This window comes from Candidatus Nitrospira bockiana (assembly GCF_965152565.1).
Genome location: NZ_OZ224215.1, coordinates 3,317,763 through 3,343,322, shown reverse-complemented (window position 1 = coordinate 3,343,322; position 25,560 = coordinate 3,317,763). Strand labels below are relative to the sequence as shown.

Annotated in this window: 24 protein-coding genes; 16 read left to right on the top strand and 8 right to left on the bottom strand. The window is 66.7% G+C overall.

What is annotated here, in order from left to right; translation table 11 throughout:
• Positions 1-62: 62 nt before the first annotated feature.
• Together queG and ACWHYV_RS16265 are read right to left on the bottom strand one after the other, a co-directional pair.
• Entirely contained in the window at positions 63-1,028 is a 966-nt protein-coding gene (gene queG / locus ACWHYV_RS16270) for a tRNA epoxyqueuosine(34) reductase QueG (protein ID WP_447977544.1), read from the bottom strand.
• Entirely contained in the window at positions 1,025-1,441 is a 417-nt protein-coding gene (locus tag ACWHYV_RS16265; protein ID WP_447977543.1) for a hypothetical protein, read from the bottom strand. Before ACWHYV_RS16265 ends, queG begins: the two co-directional genes overlap by 4 nt.
• 162 nt (positions 1,442-1,603) lie before the next feature.
• Here ACWHYV_RS16265 and ACWHYV_RS16260 point away from each other — a divergent pair, with 162 nt between their 5' ends.
• Positions 1,604-2,719, top strand: coding sequence for a DGQHR domain-containing protein (locus ACWHYV_RS16260; protein WP_447977542.1), 1,116 nt, complete (start codon positions 1,604-1,606; stop codon positions 2,717-2,719).
• A 28-nt stretch (positions 2,720-2,747) separates the two neighbouring features.
• Here ACWHYV_RS16260 and ACWHYV_RS16255 read toward each other — a convergent pair whose 3' ends face one another.
• Positions 2,748-3,059: a hypothetical protein gene (locus tag ACWHYV_RS16255; protein WP_447977541.1), complete on the bottom strand. Its 312-nt coding sequence runs from the start codon at positions 3,057-3,059 to the stop codon at positions 2,748-2,750.
• A gap of 133 nt (positions 3,060-3,192) precedes the next feature.
• On the opposite strand from ACWHYV_RS16255, the gene ACWHYV_RS16250 reads away from it, so the two are divergent.
• Entirely contained in the window at positions 3,193-3,849 is a 657-nt protein-coding gene (locus tag ACWHYV_RS16250; RefSeq protein ID WP_447977540.1) for a DNA-3-methyladenine glycosylase I, read from the top strand.
• On the opposite strand, the gene thiI is transcribed toward ACWHYV_RS16250, so the two are convergent.
• The 4 genes from thiI to coaE all read right to left on the bottom strand — a co-directional run bounded on the left by thiI (position 3,752) and on the right by coaE (position 8,572).
• On the bottom strand, positions 3,752-4,939 hold the full coding sequence (thiI, locus tag ACWHYV_RS16245; RefSeq protein WP_447977539.1) for a tRNA uracil 4-sulfurtransferase ThiI: 1,188 nt from the start codon (positions 4,937-4,939) through the stop codon (positions 3,752-3,754). The two genes, ACWHYV_RS16250 and thiI, sit on opposite strands and share 98 nt — an antisense overlap.
• Positions 4,940-4,969: 30 nt before the next feature.
• Positions 4,970-5,914 carry an IS110 family transposase gene (locus ACWHYV_RS16240; protein ID WP_447977538.1) on the bottom strand — a complete coding sequence of 315 codons (945 nt, stop codon included), beginning with the start codon at positions 5,912-5,914 and terminating at the stop codon, positions 4,970-4,972.
• Positions 5,915-6,267: 353 nt separating this feature from the next.
• Positions 6,268-7,194 (bottom strand): thioredoxin-disulfide reductase, encoded by a 927-nt coding sequence (gene trxB, locus ACWHYV_RS16235; RefSeq protein WP_447977537.1) that lies wholly within the window; start codon positions 7,192-7,194, stop codon positions 6,268-6,270.
• A gap of 580 nt (positions 7,195-7,774) precedes the next feature.
• The gene (coaE, locus tag ACWHYV_RS16230) at positions 7,775-8,572 is read right to left on the bottom strand and encodes a dephospho-CoA kinase (protein WP_447977536.1); all 798 of its coding nucleotides are present in this window, start codon (positions 8,570-8,572) and stop codon (positions 7,775-7,777) included.
• Between the two features lie 50 nt (positions 8,573-8,622).
• Here coaE and ACWHYV_RS16225 point away from each other — a divergent pair, with 50 nt between their 5' ends.
• The 6 genes from ACWHYV_RS16225 to ACWHYV_RS16200 all read left to right on the top strand — a co-directional run bounded on the left by ACWHYV_RS16225 (position 8,623) and on the right by ACWHYV_RS16200 (position 16,112).
• The gene (locus ACWHYV_RS16225; protein ID WP_447977535.1) at positions 8,623-9,678 is read left to right on the top strand and encodes a pectinesterase family protein; all 1,056 of its coding nucleotides are present in this window, start codon (positions 8,623-8,625) and stop codon (positions 9,676-9,678) included.
• A gap of 124 nt (positions 9,679-9,802) precedes the next feature.
• Positions 9,803-9,988: a hypothetical protein gene (locus ACWHYV_RS16220; RefSeq protein WP_447977534.1), complete on the top strand. Its 186-nt coding sequence runs from the start codon at positions 9,803-9,805 to the stop codon at positions 9,986-9,988.
• Between the two features lie 249 nt (positions 9,989-10,237).
• On the top strand, positions 10,238-12,253 hold the full coding sequence (locus ACWHYV_RS16215) for an amylo-alpha-1,6-glucosidase (RefSeq protein WP_447977533.1): 2,016 nt from the start codon (positions 10,238-10,240) through the stop codon (positions 12,251-12,253).
• Positions 12,250-14,937: an MGH1-like glycoside hydrolase domain-containing protein gene (locus ACWHYV_RS16210; protein ID WP_447977532.1), complete on the top strand. Its 2,688-nt coding sequence runs from the start codon at positions 12,250-12,252 to the stop codon at positions 14,935-14,937. The genes ACWHYV_RS16215 and ACWHYV_RS16210 overlap by 4 nt, the downstream gene beginning before the upstream one ends.
• Before the next feature lie 184 nt (positions 14,938-15,121).
• Positions 15,122-15,322, top strand: coding sequence for a hypothetical protein (locus ACWHYV_RS16205; RefSeq protein ID WP_447977531.1), 201 nt, complete (start codon positions 15,122-15,124; stop codon positions 15,320-15,322).
• Positions 15,315-16,112 (top strand): MIP/aquaporin family protein, encoded by a 798-nt coding sequence (locus ACWHYV_RS16200; RefSeq protein ID WP_447977530.1) that lies wholly within the window; start codon positions 15,315-15,317, stop codon positions 16,110-16,112. Before ACWHYV_RS16205 ends, ACWHYV_RS16200 begins: the two co-directional genes overlap by 8 nt.
• Positions 16,113-16,161: 49 nt before the next feature.
• Here the strand turns inward: ACWHYV_RS16200 and ACWHYV_RS16195 are convergent, their stop codons facing one another.
• On the bottom strand, positions 16,162-16,416 hold the full coding sequence (locus tag ACWHYV_RS16195; protein WP_447977529.1) for a SemiSWEET transporter: 255 nt from the start codon (positions 16,414-16,416) through the stop codon (positions 16,162-16,164).
• A gap of 146 nt (positions 16,417-16,562) precedes the next feature.
• On the opposite strand from ACWHYV_RS16195, the gene ACWHYV_RS16190 reads away from it, so the two are divergent.
• From ACWHYV_RS16190 to ACWHYV_RS16155, 8 genes are all read left to right on the top strand, one after another.
• Positions 16,563-17,054: a hypothetical protein gene (locus ACWHYV_RS16190; RefSeq protein WP_447977528.1), complete on the top strand. Its 492-nt coding sequence runs from the start codon at positions 16,563-16,565 to the stop codon at positions 17,052-17,054.
• A gap of 91 nt (positions 17,055-17,145) precedes the next feature.
• On the top strand, positions 17,146-18,093 hold the full coding sequence (locus ACWHYV_RS16185; RefSeq protein WP_447977527.1) for a heme-binding protein: 948 nt from the start codon (positions 17,146-17,148) through the stop codon (positions 18,091-18,093).
• 199 nt (positions 18,094-18,292) lie between these two features.
• Positions 18,293-19,954: an SMP-30/gluconolactonase/LRE family protein gene (locus ACWHYV_RS16180; protein WP_447977526.1), complete on the top strand. Its 1,662-nt coding sequence runs from the start codon at positions 18,293-18,295 to the stop codon at positions 19,952-19,954.
• Between the two features lie 335 nt (positions 19,955-20,289).
• Entirely contained in the window at positions 20,290-21,318 is a 1,029-nt protein-coding gene (locus ACWHYV_RS16175; RefSeq protein ID WP_447977525.1) for an SMP-30/gluconolactonase/LRE family protein, read from the top strand.
• Between the two features lie 133 nt (positions 21,319-21,451).
• Positions 21,452-23,017, top strand: a complete 1,566-nt coding sequence (locus ACWHYV_RS16170; protein ID WP_447977524.1) for a GMC oxidoreductase — start codon at positions 21,452-21,454, stop codon at positions 23,015-23,017.
• A complete protein-coding gene (locus tag ACWHYV_RS16165) occupies positions 23,014-24,084 on the top strand; it encodes a VOC family protein (protein ID WP_447977523.1) in 1,071 nt (356 codons plus the stop codon). The genes ACWHYV_RS16170 and ACWHYV_RS16165 overlap by 4 nt, the downstream gene beginning before the upstream one ends.
• Positions 24,081-24,770: a TVP38/TMEM64 family protein gene (locus tag ACWHYV_RS16160; protein WP_447977522.1), complete on the top strand. Its 690-nt coding sequence runs from the start codon at positions 24,081-24,083 to the stop codon at positions 24,768-24,770. Before ACWHYV_RS16165 ends, ACWHYV_RS16160 begins: the two co-directional genes overlap by 4 nt.
• 30 nt (positions 24,771-24,800) lie before the next feature.
• The gene (locus tag ACWHYV_RS16155) at positions 24,801-25,466 is read left to right on the top strand and encodes an alternative oxidase (RefSeq protein WP_447977521.1); all 666 of its coding nucleotides are present in this window, start codon (positions 24,801-24,803) and stop codon (positions 25,464-25,466) included.
• Positions 25,467-25,560: the final 94 nt, after the last annotated feature.

The following is a 25,560-nucleotide window of genomic DNA, read 5'->3' as shown; positions in this document are numbered from 1 at the left end:
GCCGTTCAAGCCGCCGCCGACGGCGTCGGCGGGCAGCGAGCTGAATAGGCGGAGCGGCGGGATCACTGCACGGCGCAGGTATGGCGGGCGTTCTCGATGGCGACCCGGACCTGCTCCAACAAGCCCGGATATCGAGCTCGACGGACGGGGCTCTCGGCGAACCGAGCGGCGAACTCGGCCTCGCTCAGCCGGGACAGAGCCCCAAGGTCCGGAGACAAAGTGTGCGGCGTGCCGGTGAACGCCGGCTCCCGGGTCGGCGTCGCGTGAACGTTGTATGGGCAGGCGTCGAGGCAATCGTCGCAACCGAAAATTCGATTGCCCAGCGGACGCTGCGCCCAGGCGGGGATCGGCTCGCCGGCGCGCGGCCGCTCGATGGTCAGGTACGACACACAGCGTCCCGCATCCACGACGTAGGGCTCGACGATTGCCCCGGTGGGGCAGGCGCGCAGGCAGACCGTGCACGACCCGCAAAGGTCCGCGGCGGGTGCGTCGGGCTCCAGATCCAGGGTCGTGAGGATCTCCCCGAGCAGGAGCCATGAGCCGAACTCGCTCGAGACGAGATTCGAGTGTTTCCCGATCCAGCCGAGCCCCGCGCGCTGGGCCCAGACCTTTTCCATCACGGGTCCGGTATCCACGTACCAGCGCACGCCGGCCCCCGGCGCCAGCGTCTGGACATGCGTCGCCAACGCCTTCAGGCGTTCACCGAGGACCTCATGGTAGTCGCGGCCCCAGGCGTACCGGGCGATCCGGCCGTGTCCCGGCGTTTCATCGGCCTGCTGGTCGGTGTAGTAATTCAGGCCGACGCAGATGACGGCACGGCAGCCCGGGAGGACCAGCCGGGGATCCGCCCGCCGCTCGGGCTGCCGCGCCATCCAGGCCATCGTGGCCTGGTACCCGCGTGCCAGCCATGCCCGCAAGCGGCCGAGTCCGGTCCGGATGGTCCCGTCGTCCTCGCCGACGGACGCGATGCCGACGGCATCGAAGCCGAGCCGCTTGGCTTCGTCCTTGATCGCCGCCGTGAGACTCATGGCGTTCGGGGGGGATGTTGATTGGTCGGAGGGGGCATCGAGGCGGAGCAGTCGAAGACGACCGCGAAGCGGGCCGAACAATGCTCCGTCGCGCACCGCGTGCAACTTCCCGTGATCCGCGTCTTCCAGTCGGTTTCCTTCGGATTGAACGAGCAGGTCGTGGCGCCGCCTTTGGAGATATTGGTCCACGGCTTCTGGGAGCCCGGAAAGTTCGCCACGACGCACCCGGGAGGAATCGGAACCCGGCAGCTCTGCCTGAGCTCGCCCTTTTCCATCCCGAAGTTGCAGGAGGATTCGGTCGTGGCCGATGAATCGCCGAAGGTCACGGCGGCGGCCAGGTCGAGGACGAGGGCGAGCCCGGCCATCGCCACAACCAAGGCCCAGGCGCGGATTCCTGAGATCGGGAACACCATTCGGCCATCCTAGCACACCGTCCCGGCCGGGTGAACGGGAAGAAGGCGGCGGGCGCAGGTGCCCTCGTGGCCGTTTTTAGCTACAATCTCGTACCGGCCCCATGCCGCCGGCCCGCGCCGCGGCCGGCTGCGGCAGCCGGCCGCTCAACCCAAGGAGGGCGTATGCTCGCCACGCGTGTTCGTCAGAAGGACAGCGTCTTCTACTTCATCTCGTACAAGGCCTCGGAGCTGCTCGACCGGGTCCGTTTCACGAGTCGCTACTATTTCGAAGGGGAGCAGATCGAGCAGGAGTCGCTGCGCCAGGACGACGAGGTCGGGCGATTCATCGCCGGCATCGAGCGCAGCGAAAAGGGCTTCCAGCGCACGTTGAGCCGGCAGAAGCTGAAGCAGATCGTCAACTTCTACGAAACGGCCGTGACCCAGCCCATGGTCCCCGGCACGGTGTTGCTCTTCACCGATGAGACCCTGCGATTCCAGCGGATGGGCGAGCACGAGTCGGTGGGGTTCCTGAGCGAGCCGAAAGAGAAATATCTGATCATCGACGGGCAGCACCGGATCGCGGGGCTCCATTTTTTCAGGGAGCGTCATCCCGACGAGACGGCCCGCGTCGATGTGCCCTGTGTGCTCTTCGATGGGCGAAGCGCCGACTTTGCCACCGAGATGTTCGTTATCATCAATTCCACCCATACCCGGATCAATCGCTCGCACCTGGTCGACCTCTACGAGAAGGTCTCGTGGGAGAGCCCGCAGAAGAAGTTCGCCGCGCGGGTCGTGACGCTGCTCTACGAGCGGGACGATTCGCCCTTGCAGTACAAGATCAACCGCCTGGGCGGGCGCAGCAAGCAGGAGAAGTGGATCCTCCAGTCCGAGCTGTTCAACGAGCTGCACAAGGTGGCGGACCACCATTGGCGATGGATCGAGAGCCATCTGGAGGCGAAGGCGGAGCGGTGCTACGAGCTGGTGCGCGACTATCTGAAGGGCGTCAAAGAAGTGATGCGCGAGGTGTGGGGCCAGAACGACCGGTCCATGTTCACCCGCGATGTCTCGCTCAAGGCGCTGATCCGCGTGCTCGACGACCTGATCGTGGACCGCAAGCTGATGGGGCAGTGGGAGCAGCAGCGGTCGCCGAAGCCGTTTGCCGACACGGTCCAGCCGTGGGCCAGCCTCGCGAAGGAGTTCCGGGCCGAGGGGTTCTACGAGCGGTTTGCCGCGAAAGGGCAGGTGGAGCGGGTGCGGAAGATTCAGCTCCGGCTGATGGATGCGCTGCTTGGGAATTAGCCCCCGCCGCGTCCGGAGCGGCTGGCCGCTACTCGGGCAACACCGTCGGCGTGCCGGCGGGCTTCGGCCGATTCAACCTCCAATGCACGACGAGCGTGTTGACGAACATCAGCCAACTCACGCCGATATAGATCAGCCGCGAGATCAGGTCGTGCGGATAGCGGTGCAGGACGGGGACCTTGGCGTAGCCCCACGTCACGAGCAGGATCATGATCAGGATCGCCGCCACGTGGACGGCCGTGTAGGGCAGGGGCGCGAGCGATCGACTGAGCCGGAGCGCCCAAATGGCGACCGCGGCGCTGACGACACCGACGAGCGTGGCGGCATAGGCTTCGTACATCGTGACCTTCTGAAGAGGGGGCTCCTATGGTCGTGCGGCATCGTAACCGAATTCTTCGCGGCCGACAAGAGGACGGCGCCGTCGCCGACGGGGCGAAGACCGCCTGTCGGACAGGACGTTCGAAGAGGTGAGCATGATCCGCTGTGACTGGGCGAGGGCCGAGCCTGAAATGATGACCTACCACGACCTGGAGTGGGGCCGACCCGTTCACGACGACCGTCGGCTGTTCGAGTTCCTCATCCTCGAAGGGGCGCAGGCGGGATTGAGTTGGTCCACGATCCTGAAGAAGCGAGACCACTACCGGCGGGTCTTCGATGGGTTCGACGCCGCGAAGATCGCCCGTTATCGACAGCCGAAGATCGATCGCCTGCTGGCCGACCCGGGCATCGTCCGCAACCGGCTGAAAGTGACGGCGGCCGTCAGGAATGCGAAGGCGTTCCTGGCGGTTCAGAAAGAGTTCGGGAGCTTCGATGCGTATGTCTGGGCCTTCGTGGGCGGCCGTCCGATCGATCATGCCCCACGGTCGCTCGCGGAGATCCCCTCCCGCACGCCGGACTCCGACGCGTTGAGCCGGGATCTGATCGCCCGCGGCTTCGGCTTCGTCGGCTCCACGATCTGCTATGCATTCATGCAGGCCGTCGGCATGGTCAACGACCATCTCGTGGACTGCTTCCGCCGGGCGGAGCTCGCCGCTAGAGGGGACGCGGAAAGGCGAACTCCGCGACCTCGATCTGCTCGAGGCCCTGCTTCACCAAGGCCGTCGGATCGATCGCGCGCTCGATCTTCTTGATGTGCTCGAGGTCCGCCCGCGTCGTCGGATGCGGCGGGACGAAGAGCCGGCAGCAGTCCTGATCGGGTTCGATCGACGTCTCGAACGTGCCGATCGATTCCGCCTGCTGGGTGATCTCGATCTTGTCCATCCCGATCAGCGGGCGAAGGACGGGCAATCCGGCGGCCTCCTCGACGACGGAGAGGTTCTGAGGGGTTTGCGAGGCCACCTGCCCCAGGCTGTCTCCCGTCACCAACGCCCAGCAGCGCTCCCGCCGGGCCACTTCCTCGGCGATCCGCACCATCATCCGGCGATAGAGCACGACGCGACACGCGGCCGGCGCACCGAGCACGATCTGCCGCTGAATGTCGCCGAACGGAACCAGATAGAGTCGCGCATGGAGTTGATAGGCGGTGAGCAGCTCGACGAGGTCGCGGACTTTCTCCTCGGACGCCCGGGAGACGTAGGGCCTGCCGTGGAAATGGACGAAGACCGCTTTGCAGCCGCGCTTCATCATCCGGTACGCGGCCACCGGCGAGTCGATCCCACCGGACAGCAGGCACGCGACCTTGCCGCTCGTCCCCATGGGAAGGCCGCCGGCCCCGGGCTCGCGGTCCAGCGAAAAGTAGGCCTCTTTGGAGAGCGCCTCGATCGAGATCGTGAGCTCGGGCTTGCGCAGATCGACCTTCTTGCCCGTGGTCGCGCACACGTGGGCTCCCACCTCGCGGTCGACGTCCATCGAGGTGAACGGGAGCCGCTTGTCGGCCCGCTTCGTCGACACGCGGAACGTGGCGAACGGGCGTGCAGGCAGGGCCGCCGCGACCGCGGCCTTGAGCCGATCGAGTGCCTGCGCGGGATCGGGATCGAGCGGCACGGATTGCGCGAGACCGAAATGGGCGATCCCGAATACGCGGCGAAGTCGGTCGCGCACGGTGTCCCACGAGGCCTCAGGCCCCAGCATCACCCGAATCCTCCCATGAAGCGCATCGACCTGTTTCGCCCCGGTGCCGCGCAAGACGAGGCGCAGGTGACGCACCAGCCGCTGCTCGAAGTACGGCCGGTTCCGCCCCTTCAGGCCCAGCTCATGATAGTGGAGGATCGCGCAACGCATGGGATGCAGGTTGAGCAACTGTCTTGATTGTCAAGCGGGCGAGCTGACTCGCCACGGTGATTGATGTTTGACCATCGCGTTGAGAATGGTCAGGAGCTTGTGCATGCAGGCGACCAGGGCGACCTTGGGCGCCTTGCCGACGGCCCGGAGTCGGCCATAGAACGCCTTGATCACCGGATTCCACTTCACCGCGACCAGCGTCGCCATATAGAGGACCTGCCGCACGGGGGCACGGCCGCCCCAGCAGGTGCGCCGGCCGCGCAGCGTGCCGCTGTCGCGGTTGAGCGGCGCCACCCCGACCAAGGCCGCCAGGTGTTTGTGGCTCAGGGTGCCGAGTTCCGGGAGTTCCGCCAGGAGCGTGCGGCTCATCACCGGGCCAACGCCCGGCACGCTGCGCAGCAGATCCTCCTTTGCGCGCCACAGCGGCAGCGACTGGATCAACTGCGAGAGCTCCTCATCGACCTGGGCAAGGTGGCGGTCCAGCCAGGCGAGATGGGCCTCGAGTTGGCGCTGCACACGCCGGGGCGCCGTCCCCAGGCGGTTCTGCTCGGCGGTCCGCATGTCCAGGAGCTGCCGCCGGCGGGTCAGCAGCGCCCGCAGCTCCTGGGTGGCCTGATCGGCGATCGGCCGGGGCGCCGGCCGGACCGCTTCGGCAAACTGCGCCAGGACGGCGGCATCCAGCGCATCGGTCTTGGCCAACCGCCCGGTGGCTTTGGCAAAATCGCGCACCTGCCGCGGATTGACGACGCAGACCGGCAGCCCCGCAGCCGCCAGGGCGCTCACCAGCGGCAGTTCGAGGCGCCCCGTCGCCTCGACCACGATGGCGACCGGACGCGCGGCGTGGCACTGCTCCACCAACGCCTTGAGACCGGCCTCGGTGTACGGCACCACCTGCCGCGCCCCCGACGGCCGCTCGGCGCAGTCAAGCTGCTCCTTGGAGACGTCAATGCCAACAAAGCGAGGCGTGTCAGTCATGGGTGCTCCTCCTCGTGAAGGCCTCCGACTCGCTCGGCCTTGCCACGATGCGGGCTCACGGCCCCGGCAACTGTACGAGCTTGGGGAGGCAAGGACGTGACGACCACGCTCAACCACGGTCTACGGGACCGAAGGTTCATCGGCCTATCACGTCCGGGGTTCATGCTCGCGTCATAGTAAAAGATCAGGTGAAAGATACAAGGTTCAGGTTTAGGTTTAGGTTAAGGTTGAGGAGGAGGAGAGAGCCGGGAGGCAGGTCAGGACCGTTCTTTTCGACCCTCAGCCTCGACCTTAATTAATCTTTCTTCTCAAAATTCCGACCCTCAACCTTAGCCTCAACCTTAACCTTGTCTTCACCGTTCCGCTTCCAGCGCCTCCAGGTACCGCTCCGCGTCGAGCGCCGCCATGCAGCCGGAGCCCGCCGCTGTCACGGCCTGGCGATAGCGTGCATCCTGCACGTCGCCGGCCGCGAACACTCCGGGGAGGTTCGTCCCCATGCCGTTGCGGGTCACGATGTAGCCGCGCGCGTCCATCTCGACCTGCCCGGCGAAGAGACCGGTGTTCGGCCGGTGACCGATCGCCACGAAGACCCCGGCGGCCTTGACGTCCGACGTCTCGCCGGTCACGATGTTGCGCAACCGTGCGCCGGTCACCGTCTCGTCCCCCAGGATCTCCTCGACGACCGAATTCCAAATGAAGGCGATCTTCTCGTTCTTGAAGGCGCGCTCCTGCATGATCTTCGATGCCCGCAGCTTGTCGCGGCGGTGAACGACCGACACCTTCGTCGCGAACCGGGTGAGGAAGATCGCTTCTTCCATCGCGGTGTCGCCGCCGCCGACGACGAGGAGCTCCTGGCCCCGAAAAAAGAATCCATCGCAGGTCGCGCAGCTCGACACCCCGTGGCCCATCAGCCGAGACTCCCCCGGCACATCGAGCCAGATCGCGGACGCGCCGGTCGCGATGATCAGCGCGAGACACTCCCGGCGTCGATCGTCTTCCAGGGTCACCCGGAGGGGCCGGCCGGTCAGGTCGACCCGCGTGACGTCGCCCGAGACGAACTCGGTGCCGAAACGCTCCGCTTGGGCGCGCATCTCTCGAATGAGATCGGGGCCGAGAATCGCATGATGGAACCCCGGGTAGTTTTCGACCTCGGTCGTCAGGGTCAATTGCCCGCCGGCCTGGCTCCCTTCGATGAGCACGGGCTTCAGATTGGCCCGTGCGGTGTAAATAGCGGCGGTCAGACCGGCCGGCCCCGACCCGATGATCATCACCTTGCGCATGTCGGCACTCTAACACAGGTTCTTTCTGGAACGCACGGTTCGGCCTGCATCCACGCCGTGGGCGCGTCTTGACAAGGGGGGGTGGGGCGTTATCTTTGGAGCATGGCGGCGCGCGAGCTGACGTATGACGAGAAGAAGGCGGCGGAGGCGGCGTTTCGGGGGCTGCCGTTCGATCCAAGCTGGTCGGCGGCGGCGCGCGGCGTCTACGACGGAATCCTGAACGCGCTCGCGAGGCACTCGCCGCTGTCCATCGACGACCCAATACCGGCAGAGGCCGAGCCGAGCGACGTGGCGGATGCCTCTGACAAGTCAGGGCCGACCGTCTCCGACGAGGCGTCTCAACCGGCCGCGCGGCTGCTCAACCGGCAGGAAGCCGTCGAGGCCGGCATCCTGGTCGATGTGTCCCCGATCGCCGAGCAGGTCGGTCTCAAGCTCTCCGTCGGCATCAGCAAACCGCTCTGGGAGTTGGGGATCTCCGCATCGCGTCAACTGACCGAAGGGGAATGCCGCGCGCGGGTGCGCGATGTCCTGCTGGCTCTCCGCCTTCACATCGAACAGACCGAGATCACGTCGCCCTGGATCAAGTTCCCCGCACTGTTGGCGATTCCGCCCGACGATGAGCCGCAGCTCTGCTCGTTCGTCGCAATCGCGCATCGCGATTCGACGGCTCCGTTCGCGCTGACCGTGCTGCTCCCCGAGGAGACGACCGGCGTCTCCGAAGCCGAATAACCGCCGCGTGCTCTTCCGCCGCCTGTTTCAACGCTCCGTAAATCCGCCGCACCTGTTCCCGGATCTCGCCCAGCGGACGCGTTCCGTCGATGACGTAGTCGGCACGGGCGATCTTCCGACTCAGCGGCAGTTGACTCCGGATCCGCCGGACGGCCTCGCTCCGCGACAGCCCGTTTCGTTCGCGCAACCGTGCGATCTGGGTTTCGCGGTCGGCCGTGACGACGATGATGCGGTCCACGCGGTTGTCAATGGAGGCTTCGAACAGCAGCGGCACGTCGTAGAGGATGACGCCCGCCGGTTGTCGTTCGGCCAGCACGCGCGTGCGCCGGGCTTGTTCACGGGCGACGCGGGGATGGATGATGGCGTTCAACGTCCGCCGCTTGGCGGGGTCTCGAAAGACGAGACGGCCGAGGGCCTGCCGGTTGATCGTCCCGTCTTCCAGGAGGACGTCCTTCCCATAGGTCCGGACGATGGCCCGCCAGGCCGGCTTCCCCGGCTCGACGACTGCCCGCGCGAGGACGTCCGCATCGATCACCGCCGCTCCGCAGTCGCGAAAGAGGCGAGCGACGGTGCTCTTGCCCGTGGCCACCCCGCCCGTGAGCCCGACCAAGATCATGCGCGAGGATAGCACGCGCTCCGGAAGGCTCACAACACACCGTCGTGCTTGACTTCATCGGACGCTTCCCTGTATCACGCACCATGCCTCTCGTCCGTCCATTCCTCCTGGTCGCCGCGGCCACGGTGCTCGGCCTCCCTTGGCTCCTGGTCCAGGGGCCGTCGCTCCGCGCCGAAGAACGCGCGGTGTCGACGGAGGCGCCCGCGCCCCGGACGCTCGTCGTCTCGCACGACGGGAGCGGGCAGTACACGTCGATCCAACAGGCCGTGGACGAGGCCCGCCGCGGCGACACCGTGGTGATCAAGGCGGGTGAGTATCATGAGGACGTCACGATTCACAGCAAGGATCGGCTGACGCTGCAGGGGGAAGGCGCGGGTCGTGTGACGATCCTGGGCTTGAACCGCGTCGGGACGTTTCATATCGGCAAGTGGCCCTACGGCGCCACGCACGTCGAGATCAGCGGGGTGACGATCCATGAGCACGGCGGGCTCGCGCTCGGCATGTTCAACGGACGGAGCATCGTGCTGCGCGACGTGTGGATCAAGGGAATGGTCTTCGGCCAGCAGGTCAAGGACGTGCGGATCGAGAACTCGCGCATTGGGAACAGCGAGACGACCGGCGTCCAGTTTGCGGATTCAGAGGCCGTGCTGACCGGCAACATCATCCACGACAACGACCATGGGGTGACGGTGGCCGGTCAGTCGGATGTCCGGATCGAGCGGAACGTCATCACCCGGAACCTCTTCGAGGCCGTTCTCGTCACCGACTCGGCGAAGGCCGTCGTCGTCAGCAACACGATCGCCAAGAACGGGGGCGGCATCGCCTTCTTGCAGACATCCCGGGGCGAAGCGTCGGGCAACGTGATCAGCCTGAACACGGTCGGCTTCGTCGTTGCGCCGTCCAGCCGTCCGGTTCTGTCCTACAACGCCGTCCACAACAGCCAGGCGAATTATTCCAGACCCGGGCTCTCCCCGCCCACCCCGGCGCTCGACCTGAAACCCGAGACGGACCTCGCGGTCGAGCCGTCGTTCGTCGATTCGACCCGCGATGATTTTCGTCTCCGACCCGGGAGCGCCTTGGTCGGTGTCGGCAAGTTCGCGTATCTTGGCGCCCTTCCGCCCGTCGAGTCTCTTCAATAGCGCTCGTTCACCGCGCTCATCGTCCGCATGTGGGCTTGCCATCGGGGCGTGCCCACCGCTCGAAATCGCTGTGGTATGATAACTCAGAGCCGCACTACATCCCGGGGCTCTCAGGAGGTTATGGATGGCCAGTTACCGGTCGGAATTCGAGCGACTCGAGCCCGATGGCATTCCTTCCCTCGACGACATGGAAGTGGGGAAACCGGTCGGAGCGATCCTGCCCATGTCGGAAGACGCTCAAATCGCCCTGAGAGACAGCATCGAGCTGGTGGACTTTCTCCTGAACCAAGACACGGTCACCTGGAACTGACGACGGCTTGGCCCGCCGTCGCCTCGTCACGATCCATTCATCCCTGGGGACGTTCCTTCCTTCAATCGTTCGTTCAGAACGATCCTCCGCCCTTTCCTCTTGCCATCGAGAAGGCCCTGTAACACACTGAGGGCTTTGAAGACCACAGGTGGAGCGGCCGGCCTTCACGCCGGCCGTGTTACGACCTGCCTGGCCGGGCCTTGGCTCGCCCGGCGCTGTACGGGACGGTACGGGTGATCGGAGCGACCGATGGATGTGGATCGGTTGATGACCATGGAGTGGCTGGAGACCGATGGGCTCGGCGGCTTCTCATCGGGCACCGCGGCCGGCGTCAGGACCCGCCGGTATCACGCGCTGCTCCTGGCCGCGACCTCGCCCCCGACCGGCCGGATGGTTCTCGTGAACGGTTGCGAAGCCTGGGTAGAGCACGCGGGCCGGCGCTGCGCCCTCTCGTCCCAGTCCTACCACCCGGGACTTCTGCACCCGGACGGTGTTCAGCGCCTCGTCAGTTTCACGCACGAGCCCTGGCCGTGCTGGCGATACCGGGTGGATGACGGCGTAGAGGTCGAGCACGACCTGTTCGTCACCCACGGAAGGCCGGTGGCCGTCTTGGCGTGGCGGCTGGTTCACCCCGCGAACGACGTCGTCCTCTGCGTCCGCCCGCTCCTGTCCGGCCGGGAGTACCACGCGCTCCATCGCGAGAATCCGATCTTTCGGTTCGAACCGGCCTATCAGCCAAGCGGCGTCGTCTGGCGTCCCTATCCGGGCGTGCCGGGCGTCCTTTCCCTCGCCAACGGCGACTACCGCCACGACCCTCTCTGGTATCGCAATTTCTTGTACCGAGAAGAACGAGCCCGCGGGCTCGACGACGTCGAAGATCTGGCGTCGCCGGGAGTCTTGCGGTGGACGCTGTCGGCCGGGGAAGCGGTCTGGGTGCTGACCACGGAGCGCGCTGGGCAGTCGCTCCTTCGGTCCCGTCTGGCGCTCGAGCCCAGCGTGAAGGCGTGGCGGTCGGCCGAGCATCGGCGCCGTCATCGCTTCCCGTCGCCGTTGCATCGCGCCGCCGATGCCTACGTGGTGCAGACCGATCGGCGGCCGCCGACGCGAGACCCTGCGGCGGCGCCTGCCCGGACGATCATCGCCGGCTATCCCTGGTTCACCGATTGGGGGCGTGACACGTTCATCGCGATGCGGGGCCTCTGCCTGGCGACCGGCCGGCTCGACGTCGCGGGAGCCGTCTTGCTCGCGTGGGCGGAGACGGTGTCCGAGGGCATGCTGCCGAACCGGTTTCCCGATGCCGGGGGTGAGCCGGAGTACAATGCCGTGGATGCCTCGCTGTGGTACGTGGCCGCGGTGCACGAGTACTTGGCGGCGGCGGCCCGCTCCAATGCCCGGACCAAACCGGCCGATCGCCGCCGGTTGCTCGAAGCGGTTCAGGCGATCCTGACCGGCTACGCGCGGGGCACCCGCTATGGGATCCATCTCGATGCCGACGGCCTGCTCGCGGCGGGCCGACCCGGTGTGCAGCTGACTTGGATGGACGCGAAGGTCGGCGACTGGGTGGTGACGCCGAGAATCGGAAAGCCGGTCGAGGTCCAGGCGCTGTGGCTGAATGCGCTCTGGATCGCAAGCCGGGTGTCGCCCGAGTGGACGCGCGTCTACGAGCGGGGCGCCACCGCGTTCGGCCAGCGATTCTGGAATCCCGACGGCGGGTCGCTCTACGACGTGGTCGACGTGGACCACGTCCCCGGGAAGGTGGACGCGCGGTGCCGTCCCAACCAAATCTTTGCGGTCGGCGGACTTCCCCGTCAACTGCTCACGGGTCCGCGCGCTCGGCGGATCGTCGATCTGGTCGAGGCGCGGCTCTGGACGCCCATGGGGCTGCGTTCGCTCGCGCCCGGCGAGCCCGGGTATGCTCCCCGTTATGAGGGCGGCGTCCGTGAGCGCGATGGGGCGTACCACCAGGGAACGGTCTGGCCGTGGCTGGCCGGACCGTTCGTCGAAGCGTGGGTCCGGGTACGCCGGTCTCGTCGCGAGGTGGTGGAGCAGGCGAGAACGCGCTACGTGCAGCCCTTGCTGGATCACCTCCAGGCCGCCGGTCTCGGTCACGTGTCGGAGCTGGCTGATGCCGAGGCGCCGTTCACACCGCGCGGCTGCCCGTTTCAGGCGTGGTCCTTGGGCGAAGTGCTCCGGCTCTTGCACGGTGTCTTGGCCGCTCCCGGGGCGACGCGGGGGCACGGGCGTGAACAGAGAGGACGGCGATGACGCAGCCGGACGATCGTAGCGCTGAAGCGCGGCGCCTCGAGGAAAGCGCCCGTCGGCAGCGGCACTGGAAGCGATGGGGGCCCTATGTGAGTGAGCGGGCATGGGGAACGGTCCGCGAGGACTACAGCCCGGGCGGCACGGCGTGGGAGTACTTCCCGCACGATCAGGCGCGTTCGCGGGCCTACCGCTGGAACGAGGACGGGATTGCCGGGATCTGCGACCGCCATCAGTACATTTGCTTTGCCCTCGCCTTGTGGAACGGCAAGGACCCGATCCTGAAAGAACGCCTGTTCGGCCTGACCGGGAACGAAGGGAATCACGGCGAGGACGTCAAGGAATACTACTTCTATCTCGACTCGACGCCGACGCACTCCTACATGAAGGCGCTCTACAAGTATCCGCAGGCGCCGTTCCCCTATGCGGCGTTGGTCGAAGAGAACCGCCGGCGCAGCCGGCGCGAGCTCGAGTTCGAGCTGCTCGACACCGGCGTGTTCGCCCACGATCGCTACTTCGATGTGTTCGTCGAGTACGCGAAGGCGACGCCCGAGGACCTGCTGATCCGCGTGGAGGTGGTGAATCGGGGACCTGACGCGGCCGAGCTGACCGTGCTCCCCACGCTCTGGTTCCGGAACACCTGGTCCTGGGGCCTCGACGTCCGGCGCCCGCGGATGGCGGCGCAGGCGGGCGGGGTCGACGCGAGCGTGATCGAGCTGAGCCACGACTACTATGGGCGGCGCCGTCTGTCGTGCGAGGGCGCCCCCGAGCTCCTGTTCACGGAAAACGAGACGAACCTGCGGCGCCTGTACCAGGTTCCGGACGGACCGCGCTTCGCGAAGGACGGGATCAACGACTATGTCGTCCACGGGGTGAAGGAGGCGGTGAATCCCGACCGGATCGGCTCCAAGGCGGCCGCGCAGTATGTCCACACGCTGGCACCAGGGGAGGCCTGGACGATCAGGCTGAGGCTGACGGACCTGGACCCGGCGCCGCCGTTCGACCCGTCCTTCGATCGGATGGTCGCGCAGCGGCGCCGTGAGGCGGACGAGTTCTATGCCGCCGTCACCCCGGCGGGTCTCTCCGAGGACGAGCGCCGCGTGCAGCGGCAGGCGTTCGCCGGGCTGCTCTGGAGCAAGCAGTTCTATCACTACGACGTGAGTCGCTGGCTGAAAGGCGATCCCGCGGGGCCCGAGCCGCCTCCCGGCCGCCTGCGCGGCCGAAACGCCGACTGGACCCATCTCTACAACGCCGATGTCATTTCGATGCCCGACAAGTGGGAGTACCCCTGGTATGCGGCCTGGGACCTCGCGTTCCACTGCATTCCGCTCGCCATGGTGGATCCGACCTTCGCCAAGGAGCAGCTCGTGCTGATGCTGCGCGAGTGGTACCTGCATCCGAACGGCCAGCTCCCGGCGTACGAATGGGCCTTCGGCGACGTGAATCCCCCCGTGCACGCGTGGGCGGCGTGGCGGGTGTATAAGATCGAGAAGAAACGCACGGGCGCGGGGGACCGTCTGTTCCTCGAGCGCGTCTTCCACAAGCTGCTCCTGAACTTCACCTGGTGGGTCAACCGGAAGGATGCCGAGGGGAAGAACATCTTCCAAGGCGGGTTCTTGGGTCTGGACAACATCGGGGTGTTCGACCGGAGCGCGCCGCTCCCGACCGGCGGGCACATCGAGCAGTCGGACGCGACGAGCTGGATGGGGATGTACTGCCTGAACATGCTGCAGATCGCGTTGGAGCTGGCCAAGGACAACCGCGCGTACGAAGACGTGGCCAGCAAGTTCTTCGAGCACTTCGTGTACATCTGCCGGGCCATCAACAACATCGGGGACGAGAAGATCGAGCTCTGGGACCGAGGCGACGGCTTCTTCTACGACGTGCTCCATCTGCCGGACGGGACCAATGTCCCCATGAAGGTGCGGTCGATGGTGGGGCTGATCCCGCTCTTCGCCGTCGAAACCTTGGACTCCGAGATCGTCGACGCGCTGCCGCGCTTCAAGCACCGGATGCAGTGGTTCATCGAGCACCGGCCCGACTTCAGCCTGCACGTCGAAACCCAATCGCACGACGGCGGAGTCCGCCGGTTCCTCTCGCTCGTCAACCGCACGCGGCTCCGGAAGGTCCTGCGCTACATGCTCGACGAAGGGGAGTTCCTGGCCCCGTTCGGGATCCGCGCGCTCTCGCGGCACCACCGCGATCATCCCTATCGGCTCCACTGCGGGGGCATGGACTACCGCGTCGACTACGAGCCCGCGGAGTCCAGCACCGGCCTGTTCGGCGGCAATTCCAACTGGCGCGGGCCGATCTGGTTTCCGGTCAACTATCTGATCATCGAGTCGCTCCAGAAGTTCCACTACTACCTCGGGGACGGCTTTACCGTCGAATGCCCGACCGGCTCGGGCCGGACGATGACGCTCGAGCAGATCGCGTTGGATCTGTCGCGCCGCCTGACGAGCATCTTCGTCAGGGACGGTGACGGCCGGAGGCCGGTGTATGGGGGGACCGAGAAGTTCCAGCAGGATCCTCATTGGCGGGATCTGCTTTTGTTCTACGAGTACTTCCACGGCGACAACGGCGCGGGGATCGGCGCCGGTCACCAGACCGGATGGACCGCGCTGGTCGCCAAATGTCTCGACCTGCTCGCCCGTCACCGATCCAAAGGCCGACCCGACGGATCAGCCTGACACCCGCCCGATAGCCCAAGGATCGAGGCCCGCCCGCGACGGCTTGCCTGATCGCCGTCCATCCCCGCTGAGCCTCGTAACGAAGCTCCCTCTTACTGGACTATCGCTTGGATTGCTCGTCGAGGGCCGGCGTTGAGCGCCGGCCGAGCGGCCGGGTGCTCGAGCGACGTCCAAGGAGGAGGCCATGCGATGCCAGCGGTGCCGGGGCGCGATGCTCCAGACGTGTGACGTGGTCCTGGACGAGGCCGAGCGGCTGACGATGCGGGCGTGGCGATGTCACCGATGTGGAGAGGTCGCGGAGGAGCTTTCGTCCCATCCCCTGCGTGGGGAGCGGCGCCGGATGGTCTACGCCGTCCGGGCGTCCGCGGCGGCCGCCCGTGGCTGACGTCGGACGGCATTGGCCCGAGTATGCGATGGAAGCGCTCGGGCTCGGTCTCTTCATGGTCTCGGCCGCGGGATTCGCCGCCATCCTCGAGCATCCTGCGTCCCCGGTCCATCGTGCCGTCGCGGATCCGTTCCTGCGGCGGGTGCTCATGGGACTCGCCATGGGCATGACGGCGATCGGCTTGATCTATTCCCCGTGGGGCCGCCGGTCCGGCGCACACGTGAACCCGGCCGTCACGCTGACCTTCTTCCGGCTCGGAAAAATCGCGGGGCGAGATGCCGTCGGCTACATCGCGGGGCAGTTTCTCGGCGGGATCTTGGGGATCCTGCTGCTCCACGCGTTCATCGGCCGCTATCTGGCCGATCCGGCGGTCAACTACGTGGCTACGCTTCCGGGTCCGGACGGGCCCGGCGTCGCCTTCATCGCCGAGATCGCGATTTCCTTCGTCCTCATGCTGACGGTGCTGTGGGCGTCGAACAGCCGCGCGGCTCGGTGGACGGGGTTCCTGGCGGGAGCGCTCGTCAGTGCGTACGTCGTCTTCGAATCGCCGCTGTCCGGCTTCAGCATGAACCCGGCGCGGACCTTTGCGTCCGCCGTCCCCGCCCGGCTCTGGACCGCCTTGTGGGTCTACTTCACGGCTCCGCCGATCGGGATGCTGCTCGCGGCCGAATGCTACCTGCGCGGCGGGCGCGCCCGCACCGTCCGCTGCGCGAAGCTCTACCACGATGCGGCCAGCCGGTGCATCTTCCGCTGCCGCTACTTCGAGCACAGCCAGCCGCACGCTCGTTGAGCCGCAGTCGGCGCGGCCCGGCTCGGCGACGAGCAGGTGACGGCTCCCCTCAGCCGTAGCGCAGCTTCAACACCAGGATCGTCGCGGCCAGGATCAGTGTGACCACGTTCGCGGCGATCACGGGCGGAGCCTGAACGAGGAGACCGTAGATCAACCAGAGCAAGACGCCGGTCGTGAACGTGGCCAGCATGGCGAGCGACATGTCCTTGGCCGATTTGGACTTCCAGGTCTTCGTGAGTTGCGGGAGAAAGGCAATGGTCGTGAGCGTGCCGGCGATGAGCCCGATCGTCGTGGAGAGATCCATGGAGAGCCGTTATACGGCATCGAGGGGGGCGAAGTGAAGCGGTCCCGACCAAGGCCGCTCGCTGGTCTGTAACGAACCCACCGGCATCGAGACTACCGAGCGGAGCGCCGATGGCGCGGCGGACCATCTTTCCAAAGGAGGACCCTATGTGGACGCAGTCACTCGCTCGTCGTTCTCGTCTCATCGTCACGGCCCTGGCACTCGTCCTCGCTGGCTCGGGCGCCGGCTTTGCCGCCGATGGCCACACGACGACCAAGTTCGAAGGGGTCAAGGCGAATGCCGGGACCGCGATGCACGCCCGCCAGGGCGACAAGGACACGCTCAGTTGGTCGGATGATTTCAAGATCCCCGATACGCCGGCCCCGCATTGGCAGGTGGTGGACTCGAAAGGCCACGTCTACCTCTTGAACCGGCTGAGGATCAAAGGGGGCCTCCTCAGCGGAGAGAAGGACAACCGGACGATCGTCCTGCCGCCGTACGTCCATGACGTCGCCAAAGTGCAGATCTGGTGCGCGTGGGCCGAAGCGCTGCTCGGAGAAGCGAGCTTCGCCAAACCGATCATGACGGCCTCCGGGGAAGCCGCGATGAAGCACGCGGGAAGCCTGGCGCACGCCGACGGGATGGCGATGGGGCGGTAACGAAGGGGGAGCCCCGGTCGGCGCTCGGCTTCCCTCTCGGAGGTGGAGCTGAGGCCGACCGCCGGCCTCATTCGCAGGGAAGGAGAAGACCATGAACGCGATCAGGACAGTGTGGGCGATCGGCGCGGTCGCGCTGTTGACGGGCGGAGCGGCCCATGCCGATTCCGTGTCGGACAAGCGGGCGCTGACCATCGAAGGAGCGAAGCGGGTCATCGCCGCGGCGGTCGCCGAGGCGAAGCGGGTTCAGGCACCGGGCGGGGTGATCGCCGTCGTCGATGACGGCGGGAACCTCATGGCGGTCGAGCGGATGGATGGGACGTTCGCGGCCGGAGCCAACATCGCGATCGGGAAGGCGCGCACCGCCGCGCTGTTCAAGAAGCCGACGAAGGTCTTCGAAGAGATCGTGAACGAAGGCCGCACGACGATGGTCGCGCTGAACGACTTCACTCCGCTCCAAGGAGGCGTGCCGCTTCATTGGGAGGGCCACGTGATCGGAGCCGTCGGGGTGAGCGGCGCAGCCAGCGCCCAACAGGACGAGGATCTGGCGATCGCGGGGGCCAAGGCGCTCGAATCGATGGAGCAGGCGGCCGGCGAGGACGGGAGCCGCGCTCTGCCGGTGACCTACATCGGAAGCGGCACGGTCGCGGCGGCCTTTCAACACGGGGCCGTCCTGATCGGGGAGGATGAGCGCCCCATGCACGCGAGCCGCAACTACATGGTCCACGCGAGCCATCGCGAGAAGCCGGGTGTGGTGGAGATCCATGAGTTGGATACGGACATCGTCTATGTGTTGAAAGGGACGGCGACGGTCGTGACCGGAGGGACGCCGATCGGGACGAAGACGATCGCTCCCCACGAGCTCCGCGCGAGCTCGGTGGAGCACGGCGAGAGTCGCCGTCTGGCGCCCGGCGACGTCATGATCATTCCCAACGGCGTGCCCCATTGGTTCACCGAGGTGGAAGCGCCGTTCGATTACTACGTGGTGAAGGTGCGGGACGCCGGGCGGCACGGCCCGAGCCCGGAGGCGGCTTCCCGCTAGCCCGCATGATTCATGGCGGGTCGACGAAGCCGTCGCGACACCAGGCGCTTGGCCGCGTGAACCCTCCCCGGCGCGTCGCACGCGGCGTTTCGGCTGTTGCAGGAGAAGCGCTCCCGGATCAGTGGGCTCGCAGCCGCGGGAGCACGAGGTCTTCTTCAGGGTATGGCTGGATGGACGACACTGCACAGGAGGGAGCGACATGAGCCGAAGAGGACCGAGTGTGGCGGTGGTCGCGCTGTGCCTCATGACCCCGCTCTTCGCCGCCGCCAAGACGACGCCCGAGGCGCAGATACCCCGCCCGGATGCCGTCATCGACCTCAAGACCGACGAGGGCGTGCGGCTCGTGGCCGGGCAGTGGCGTTACAGCGACACGAAGATCGTCGAAGTGGCGCACCACGGCCCCGGGGCGGATTTGGGCCCATCGGGGCCGCCGAACAGGACCTACGATTATGAGCCGCATGCCGGCGCCGCCGAGTTCGATGACTCGGGGTGGCAAACGCTGACCCCGGATGAGCTGGAGACCCGCCGGTCCACCGGGCGGCTCTGCTTCAACTGGTACCGCATCACCGTGACGATCCCGGAGCGCATCGGCCGGTTCGATCCGTCCGGCTCGACCGTGATCTTCGAGATCGTCGTCGACGACTATGCCGAAGTCTGGGTGAACGGGGCGCTCCCGCTGGTGCTCGGCCAGGCGGGCGGCCGGGCGGTCAAGGGGTTCAACGCCCCCAATCGCGTCGTCTTGACCCGTGAGGCGAAGCCGGGCCAGCGGTTCCAGTTGGCCGTGTTCGGCATCAACGGCCCGCTGTCGAACCCGCCCGGTAATTTCATTTGGATCCGCTCCGCCACGCTCGACTTCTTCGCCGGGCCTCTAGCGGAGGGCGTGGAGCGGGTGCCGGTCCAGGTCCACCGTGCGGATCCGGCCCTCGAGGCCATCGTGCCCCCGGATCCCACGCTCGAGAAACTGGCGGACGGGTTCTTGTTTACCGAAGGCCCGGTCTGGGTGCCGCGCACCGGCGAAAGCGAAGGGTATCTGCTGTTCAGCGATCCCAACGGCAACACGATCTACCGGTGGTCGCCGGATGGCCAGGTGTCGGTGTTTCGCACGAAGAGCGGCTATACCGGCCTTGATATCGGGGAATACCGGCAGCCGGGATCGAACGGCCTCGCACTGGACCGAGAAGGCCGGTTGACGATCAACGAGCACGGCAACCGCCGCGTCACGCGGGTGGAGAAGCGCGGGAACCTCACCGTGCTCGCCGACCGCTACGACGGCAAGCGTCTCAACAGCCCCAACGACCTGGTCTACCGCTCCGACGGCGCGCTCTATTTCACGGATCCTCCGTTCGGGCTGCCGAAGGGGTTTGACGACCCGCGGAAGGAGCTGCCGTACAGCGGCGTCTTCTGTTGGAAGGAGGGGCGGGTGCGGCTAGTGAGCACGGATCTCAACGGTCCCAACGGCCTGGCCTTGTCACCCGATGAGAAGTCTCTCTACGTCGATAATTGGGATCCGGGCCGAAAGATCATCCTGCGCTACGACGTGCGTCCCGACTGCACGCTGTCCAACGGCGTGGTGTTCTTGGATTTGACGCAGGTGCCGGGAGACGATGCCTTGGATGGCTTGAAAGTCGATCGGCACGGGAACGTTTACGTGACGGGGCCGGGAGGTCTGTGGATCATCTCACCGGACGGCAAGGTGCTGGGGACGATCGTGGGGCCCGAGCACCCGCACAACATGGCGTGGGGCGACGACGACGGCAAGGCGCTCTACATGACCGCGGAGACGGGGATCTATCGGATCCGTCTGAATGTGCCGGGCGTCGGGTTTGGAGAGGCGACTGTGGCATCGGCTGCTGGGAAGTAGAGATTCGAAAGCACAGGATGAGGAGGCGGGCGGGGCCGGGCGTGCCCTGCGCTCGACGCCACAGGGCCGCGGCGGCGGTCGGAGCCTCCGCTTGGCGGATCAACTTGCCGCACCCCCTGCGGTGCAGGAGTGCGGCTTCGAACAGGATCCGCCAGCGCCGCGGCGGCGCCCGCTCCGGGTCCCTTCACGTGAGGCCGCCGCGGCCCCGATGACGCGCCGGCACGCCCGGCCCCGCCCGCTGGGCGATTGAAAAGAAGTGAAGTGGAGACAAGGAGAGACGGCGAAACCGAGATTCACCTGCACTCTTCGGTTCGGGTGTCTTGGGAGGCCTGGCGATGAAGAACAAGGCGCGATGGGTCATCGCAGGTCTCCTGCTGGCCGCGCTTGGAACGGTGCTTGCCGGAGTGGGCGGGATCGAGGCGTCCTCCGACCGGGGGACGGTGATCACGCGTCTCGACCCGCGCATCGATCGGCTGATCCCGAAGGACGCGAAGCTTGAAAAGATCGCCGACGGCTTTGCTTGGACCGAGGGGCCGGTGTGGAGTCGTCCGGATGGGTTCCTGCTGTTTTCCGACGTTCCGAACAATGTCGTGCAGCAGTGGAAGGCCGGCGGGGGCCTCAGCCGGTTCTTGCAGCCGAGCGGCTATACGGGAGCGGCGCCGTTTCCCGGCCGGGAGCCGGGCTCCAACGGCTTGGCGTTCGATCGTGCGGGACGGCTGATCCTCTGCCAGCACGGTGACCGGCGCCTGGCGCGTCTGGAGGCCGACGGCCGGTTCACGACCCTTGCCGATCGGTATGACGGGAAGCGCTTGAACAGCCCCAATGATCTGGTCGTCGCGTCCACCGGGGAGATCTACTTTACCGACCCTCCGTTCGGTCTGCCCGAGCGCTTCGCCGATCCTGGAAAAGAGCTGCCGTTCCAAGGGGTCTATCGGCTTTCTGTGGACGGCCGGCTGACGCTCCTCATCCGCAACATCCGGGCACCGAACGGCATCGCGTTCTCGCCCGACGAACGGACGCTGTACGTCACGGACGTCGATCCCCGCCGGGCCGCCTGGCTGGCCTATGACGTGACGAGCGACGGGACGGTGATGAACGGCCGCGTCTTCTTCGACGCGACCCGCTGGCGCAAGGACCCCTACTTCGGTCCCGACGGGGTCAAGGTCGACCAGTCCGGGAACGTCTTCGGGGCCAGGCCCGGCGGCGTCAGCATCTTCGCGCCGGACGGGACCCATCTCGGCGACATCGAGATCGGCGCCGCGACGTCGAATCTCAATTGGGGCGACGACGGCTTCACGCTCTACATCACCGCCGGCGACGCCGTCTACCGGATGCGACTGGCGACCAAGGGACCCGACTTCTGAGTCCCGCCCGCCGCTGTAACGATCCCTTCTCCCGGCAGACTGTCCCGTAGCGTTCGGCTTCGATCCGGCGACGAGCCTCTCGAGGCGACGCCGGCGCGGCACGTGAGGGCGACGTCCTGCCAAGGAGGCGTCCGTGGCGAACACCATTCATTACGATGTGATCATCATCGGCACCGGGGCGGGCGGCGGCACGTTGGCGTACCGTCTCGCGCCGTCCGGGCGGCGGATCCTCTTGTTGGAGCGCGGCGGCTATCTCCCGCGCGAGAAGGACAACTGGAGCTCCCGGGCCGTCTTCGTCGAGAGCCGCTACAAGGCCAAGGTGACGTGGGAGGATCAGCACGGCCGGCCCTTTCATCCCGGCATTCATTATTGCGTCGGCGGGAACACGAAGGTCTACGGCGCGGCCCTGCTGCGCTTTCGGAAGGAAGATTTCGGCGAGGTCAAGCACCATGGCGGGATCTCGCCCGAATGGCCGATCACCTATGAGGACCTCGAGCCGTATTACACCGAGGCCGAGCGCCTGTACCACGTGCACGGCACGCGAGGGGAAGATCCCACGGAGCCCCCGGCGACCGCCCCCTACCGTTTCCCGGCGGTGCGGCACGAGCCCCGGATCCAGCGGTTGCACGATGACTGGACGAGGATGGGCCATCGGCCGTTTCACCTCCCCATCGGCGTCATGCTGGATGAGGAGCAGCCCGAGCGCAGCCGGTGCATCCGGTGCAGCACCTGTGACGGCTTTCCCTGTCTTCTCGGCGCCAAAGCCGACGCCCAGGTCGTCTGCGTCGACCCCGCCCTCAGCCGTCCGAACGTCACCCTGTTGACCGACGCGCTGGTCGCGCGCCTGCAGACCGACGGCTCGGGGCGCCGGGTGACCACGGTCGAGGTGTCGCGTCGGGGCGAGCGGGAGCTGTATTCGGCGGACATCGTCGTCGTCTCGTGCGGCGCGATCAATTCGGCCGCGCTGCTCCTGCGATCCGCGAACGACCGGCATCCGCGCGGTCTCGCCAATTCCTCGGACGTCGTGGGCCGCCACTATATGTGCCACAACAACTCGGTCCTGCTCGCGATCTCCAAAGAGCCCAACCCGACGCAGTTCCAGAAGACGATCGGGCTGAACGATTTCTACTTCCGGTCGGACGACTGGGACTACCCGATGGGGCACATCTCGATGGTCGGCAAGCAGGATCTGGAGATGTTGCGCGCCGGGGCCCCGGCATTCGCCCCCGGCTTGGCGTTGGACGTGCTCGCCAAGCACTCCTTGGATTTCTGGATGACGTCCGAGGACTTGCCCGACCCGAGCAACCGGGTGACGCTGACCAAGACCGGCGACATCGCGCTCCACTACACCGAGAACAACCTGGAGGGGCATCGGCGTTTGGCGGCACGGCTCAAGCGCATGCTCGGACGGCTCGGATGCGAGGAGCGCCTCCTGCCGTCGTATCTCTATCTCGGGAAGAAGATCCCGATCGCAGGGACCGCGCACCAGTGCGGGACGATCCGGTTCGGCCGGAATCCGAAGACGTCGGCGCTCGACGTGACCTGTAAGGCGCACGACCTCGACAACCTCTACGTGGTGGACGGGAGCTTCTTCGTGTCCAGCTCCGCCGTCAACCCGTCGCTCACGATCATCGCGAACGCGCTCCGCGTGGGCGATCATCTCCTGCGCCGCCTGAACGGCAAGGATGACGGAACATGAGCCGGACACCGTTGCGTGTCAGGCATGTCGTCGCCCTCGCGGCCTGCTACGTCTGCCTCACGCTGGCGGGCGGGGCGTGGGCCGCCGACGGACGGAACGCCCCGCTGGCCGTCGCGGTGGAGGCGATCGGGATGACGGTGAGCGACATGGACCGTTCGATCGACTTCTACCGCACGGTGCTCGGATTCGAGGCGGTCTCGGATGTGGAAGTGTGGGGAGCGGACTACGAGCATCTGGAAGGCGTCTTCGGCTCGCGGATGCGGGTCGTACGCATGAAGCTCGGCGAGGACATGATCGAGTTGACCGAGTATCTGGCCCCCAAGGGCCGTCCCGTACCCGTCGATACCCGCAGCCAGGACCGGTGGTTCCAGCATATCGCCATCATCGTGAGCGACATGGACCGTGCATATGCATGGCTGCGCCGTCACAAGGTCCAGCACGCGTCCACGGGCCCCCAGCGGATCCCGGACTGGAACCGACAGGCGGCGGGTATCCGGGCGTTCTATTTCCGTGACCCGGATGGGCATTACCTGGAGCTGCTCTGGTTTCCGCCGGACAAGGGGCAGCCCAAATGGCACCGTCCCAGCGATCGGCTTTTCTTGGGAATCGACCATACGGCGATCGTCGTCGGGAACACGGAAGCCAGTCTGGCGTTCTACCGGGACGTGCTCGGCATGACGGTCATCGGTGAGAGCGACAACTACGGGACCGAGCAAGAGCACCTGAACAACGTGTTCGGAGCCCGGTTGCGGATCACGACGCTGAAGGGCGCGGCGGGTCCGGCGGTGGAGTGCCTGGAATACCTCGCGCCCCGCGATGGCCGTCCCATCCCCGTTGACGAGCGGGCCAACGATCTCATGCATTGGCAAACCCGCTTCGTGGTCGAGCGGCTGGAGCTGGCGGCGGAGCGGCTGCGCGAGCACGCCGCGCCCTTCATCTCGCCCGGCGTCGTCCGTTTCACCGACAACAGGTTGGGGTTCACCGAGGCCGTCATGGTCCGTGATCCGGACGGGCACGTGTTGCAACTGTCCACCGAGGACCGTCACGCGGCTGTGCAGGGACGATGATGCGCTCGGCCACCTGCAAAGCCGCCGTGGGCGCGGCGCTTCTCGCAGTCGTTGCCTGGTCCTACGGCTCAGCTCTCGACCGTATGGTGCCGAGCCAGGATCTGCATGCGTTGGTAGAGGCCCGGGGCGGCAGCGCGCCGATCCTCTTCATCGCCGTCATGGCGCTCGCGGTCGTGATCGCGCCGATCCCGAACCTTCCCCTGGCCGTTGCCGCGGGAGCCGCGTTCGGCCCCGGGTGGGGCGCGCTCTACACGGTGCTGGGTGGGCTCCTGGGGGCGGTCGCGAGCTTCTCGATCGGCCGGGCCTTCGGCCGGCGCCTGCTCGCCACGCGTCTCGGGCCGCCGCTGCGCATCTGGCTCGGCTGTTCCCGCCGGCATCTGATGCTGCTGGTCTTCGCGTCGCGCTTGTTGCCGGTGCTCAGCTTCGACGCGGTCAGCTACGGCGCCGGGCTGTCGTCCCTCCCGCTCGGGTGGTTCGCGATCGCCACGCTCCTCGGCATGCTCCCTCCGACGCTGGCCCTGAGCTATCTGGGCGAGAGTGCGGCCGCGGGCGCCTGGACCTGGCTGCTCGCCGGCCTGATCATCATCCCACTCGCCGGGCCGCTGGGGGCCTCTCTCGGCCGCCTGTTCGCGCGGGGCCTCACCGCCCCGTGTCACGAAAAGGTCGGGCCTGGGACTCTTCGGTGAAACCGAGTCGGCGTAGAAAGGAACGATGAGATGAACGACATGCTGCGGCTGAGCGCTGAACGGTTGCGCGAGGAACAGGCGAAGACCCTCTCGGCGCCCCGGCATCGCCCGGGTCTGCTGGCCCTGGTCCTCTTCACGATGATGGACGTGCTGTACGGACGGCGGCGGAGCTGGAGCAAGTTCAAGGTGCTGGAGCTGATCGCCCGGGTGCCGTACCAAGCCTGGGAACACGTCGCCTATATCGCGATCACCCACCGCTACGAGCACGAGGATTTCGCACGCCGGATCTTCGAGCGGGTCAAGGAGAGTCGCCGGCACCAGGACAACGAACAGTGGCATCTGCTGATCCTGGAAGAATGGATTCACCGGCGGCGGATCCGCGAAGGGTTCCTGCGCCATCGGCTCATCCCGCAGGTCGTCGCCTTCCTGTATTACCAGGTCAGTTGGCTCCTCTACGTCCTGAAGCCGGAGTGGAGCTACCGGCTGAACGTCGAATTCGAAGACCATGCGGAGCACGAATACATGGCGTTCGCCCAAGAGCATCCCGAGCTGGAGCACGTCCCGTTCGAGAGCGCGTTCAAGAAGGACTACGGCGACCTGCCCACGATAGCCGACGTGCTCCGGCAGATCGGGTACGACGAGCGGGTGCACAAGGAGGAGAGCATGCGGAAGGCCGGCATGGCGCGGTTCGGCTAGCGGCGACGGGTACGGCGCGAACCGTGTCGCGCCGGTCATTCTACGCGCCGGGCTCACGCCCCAGGTAACGGGGAGCAGAGGAAATGCGCGGCTT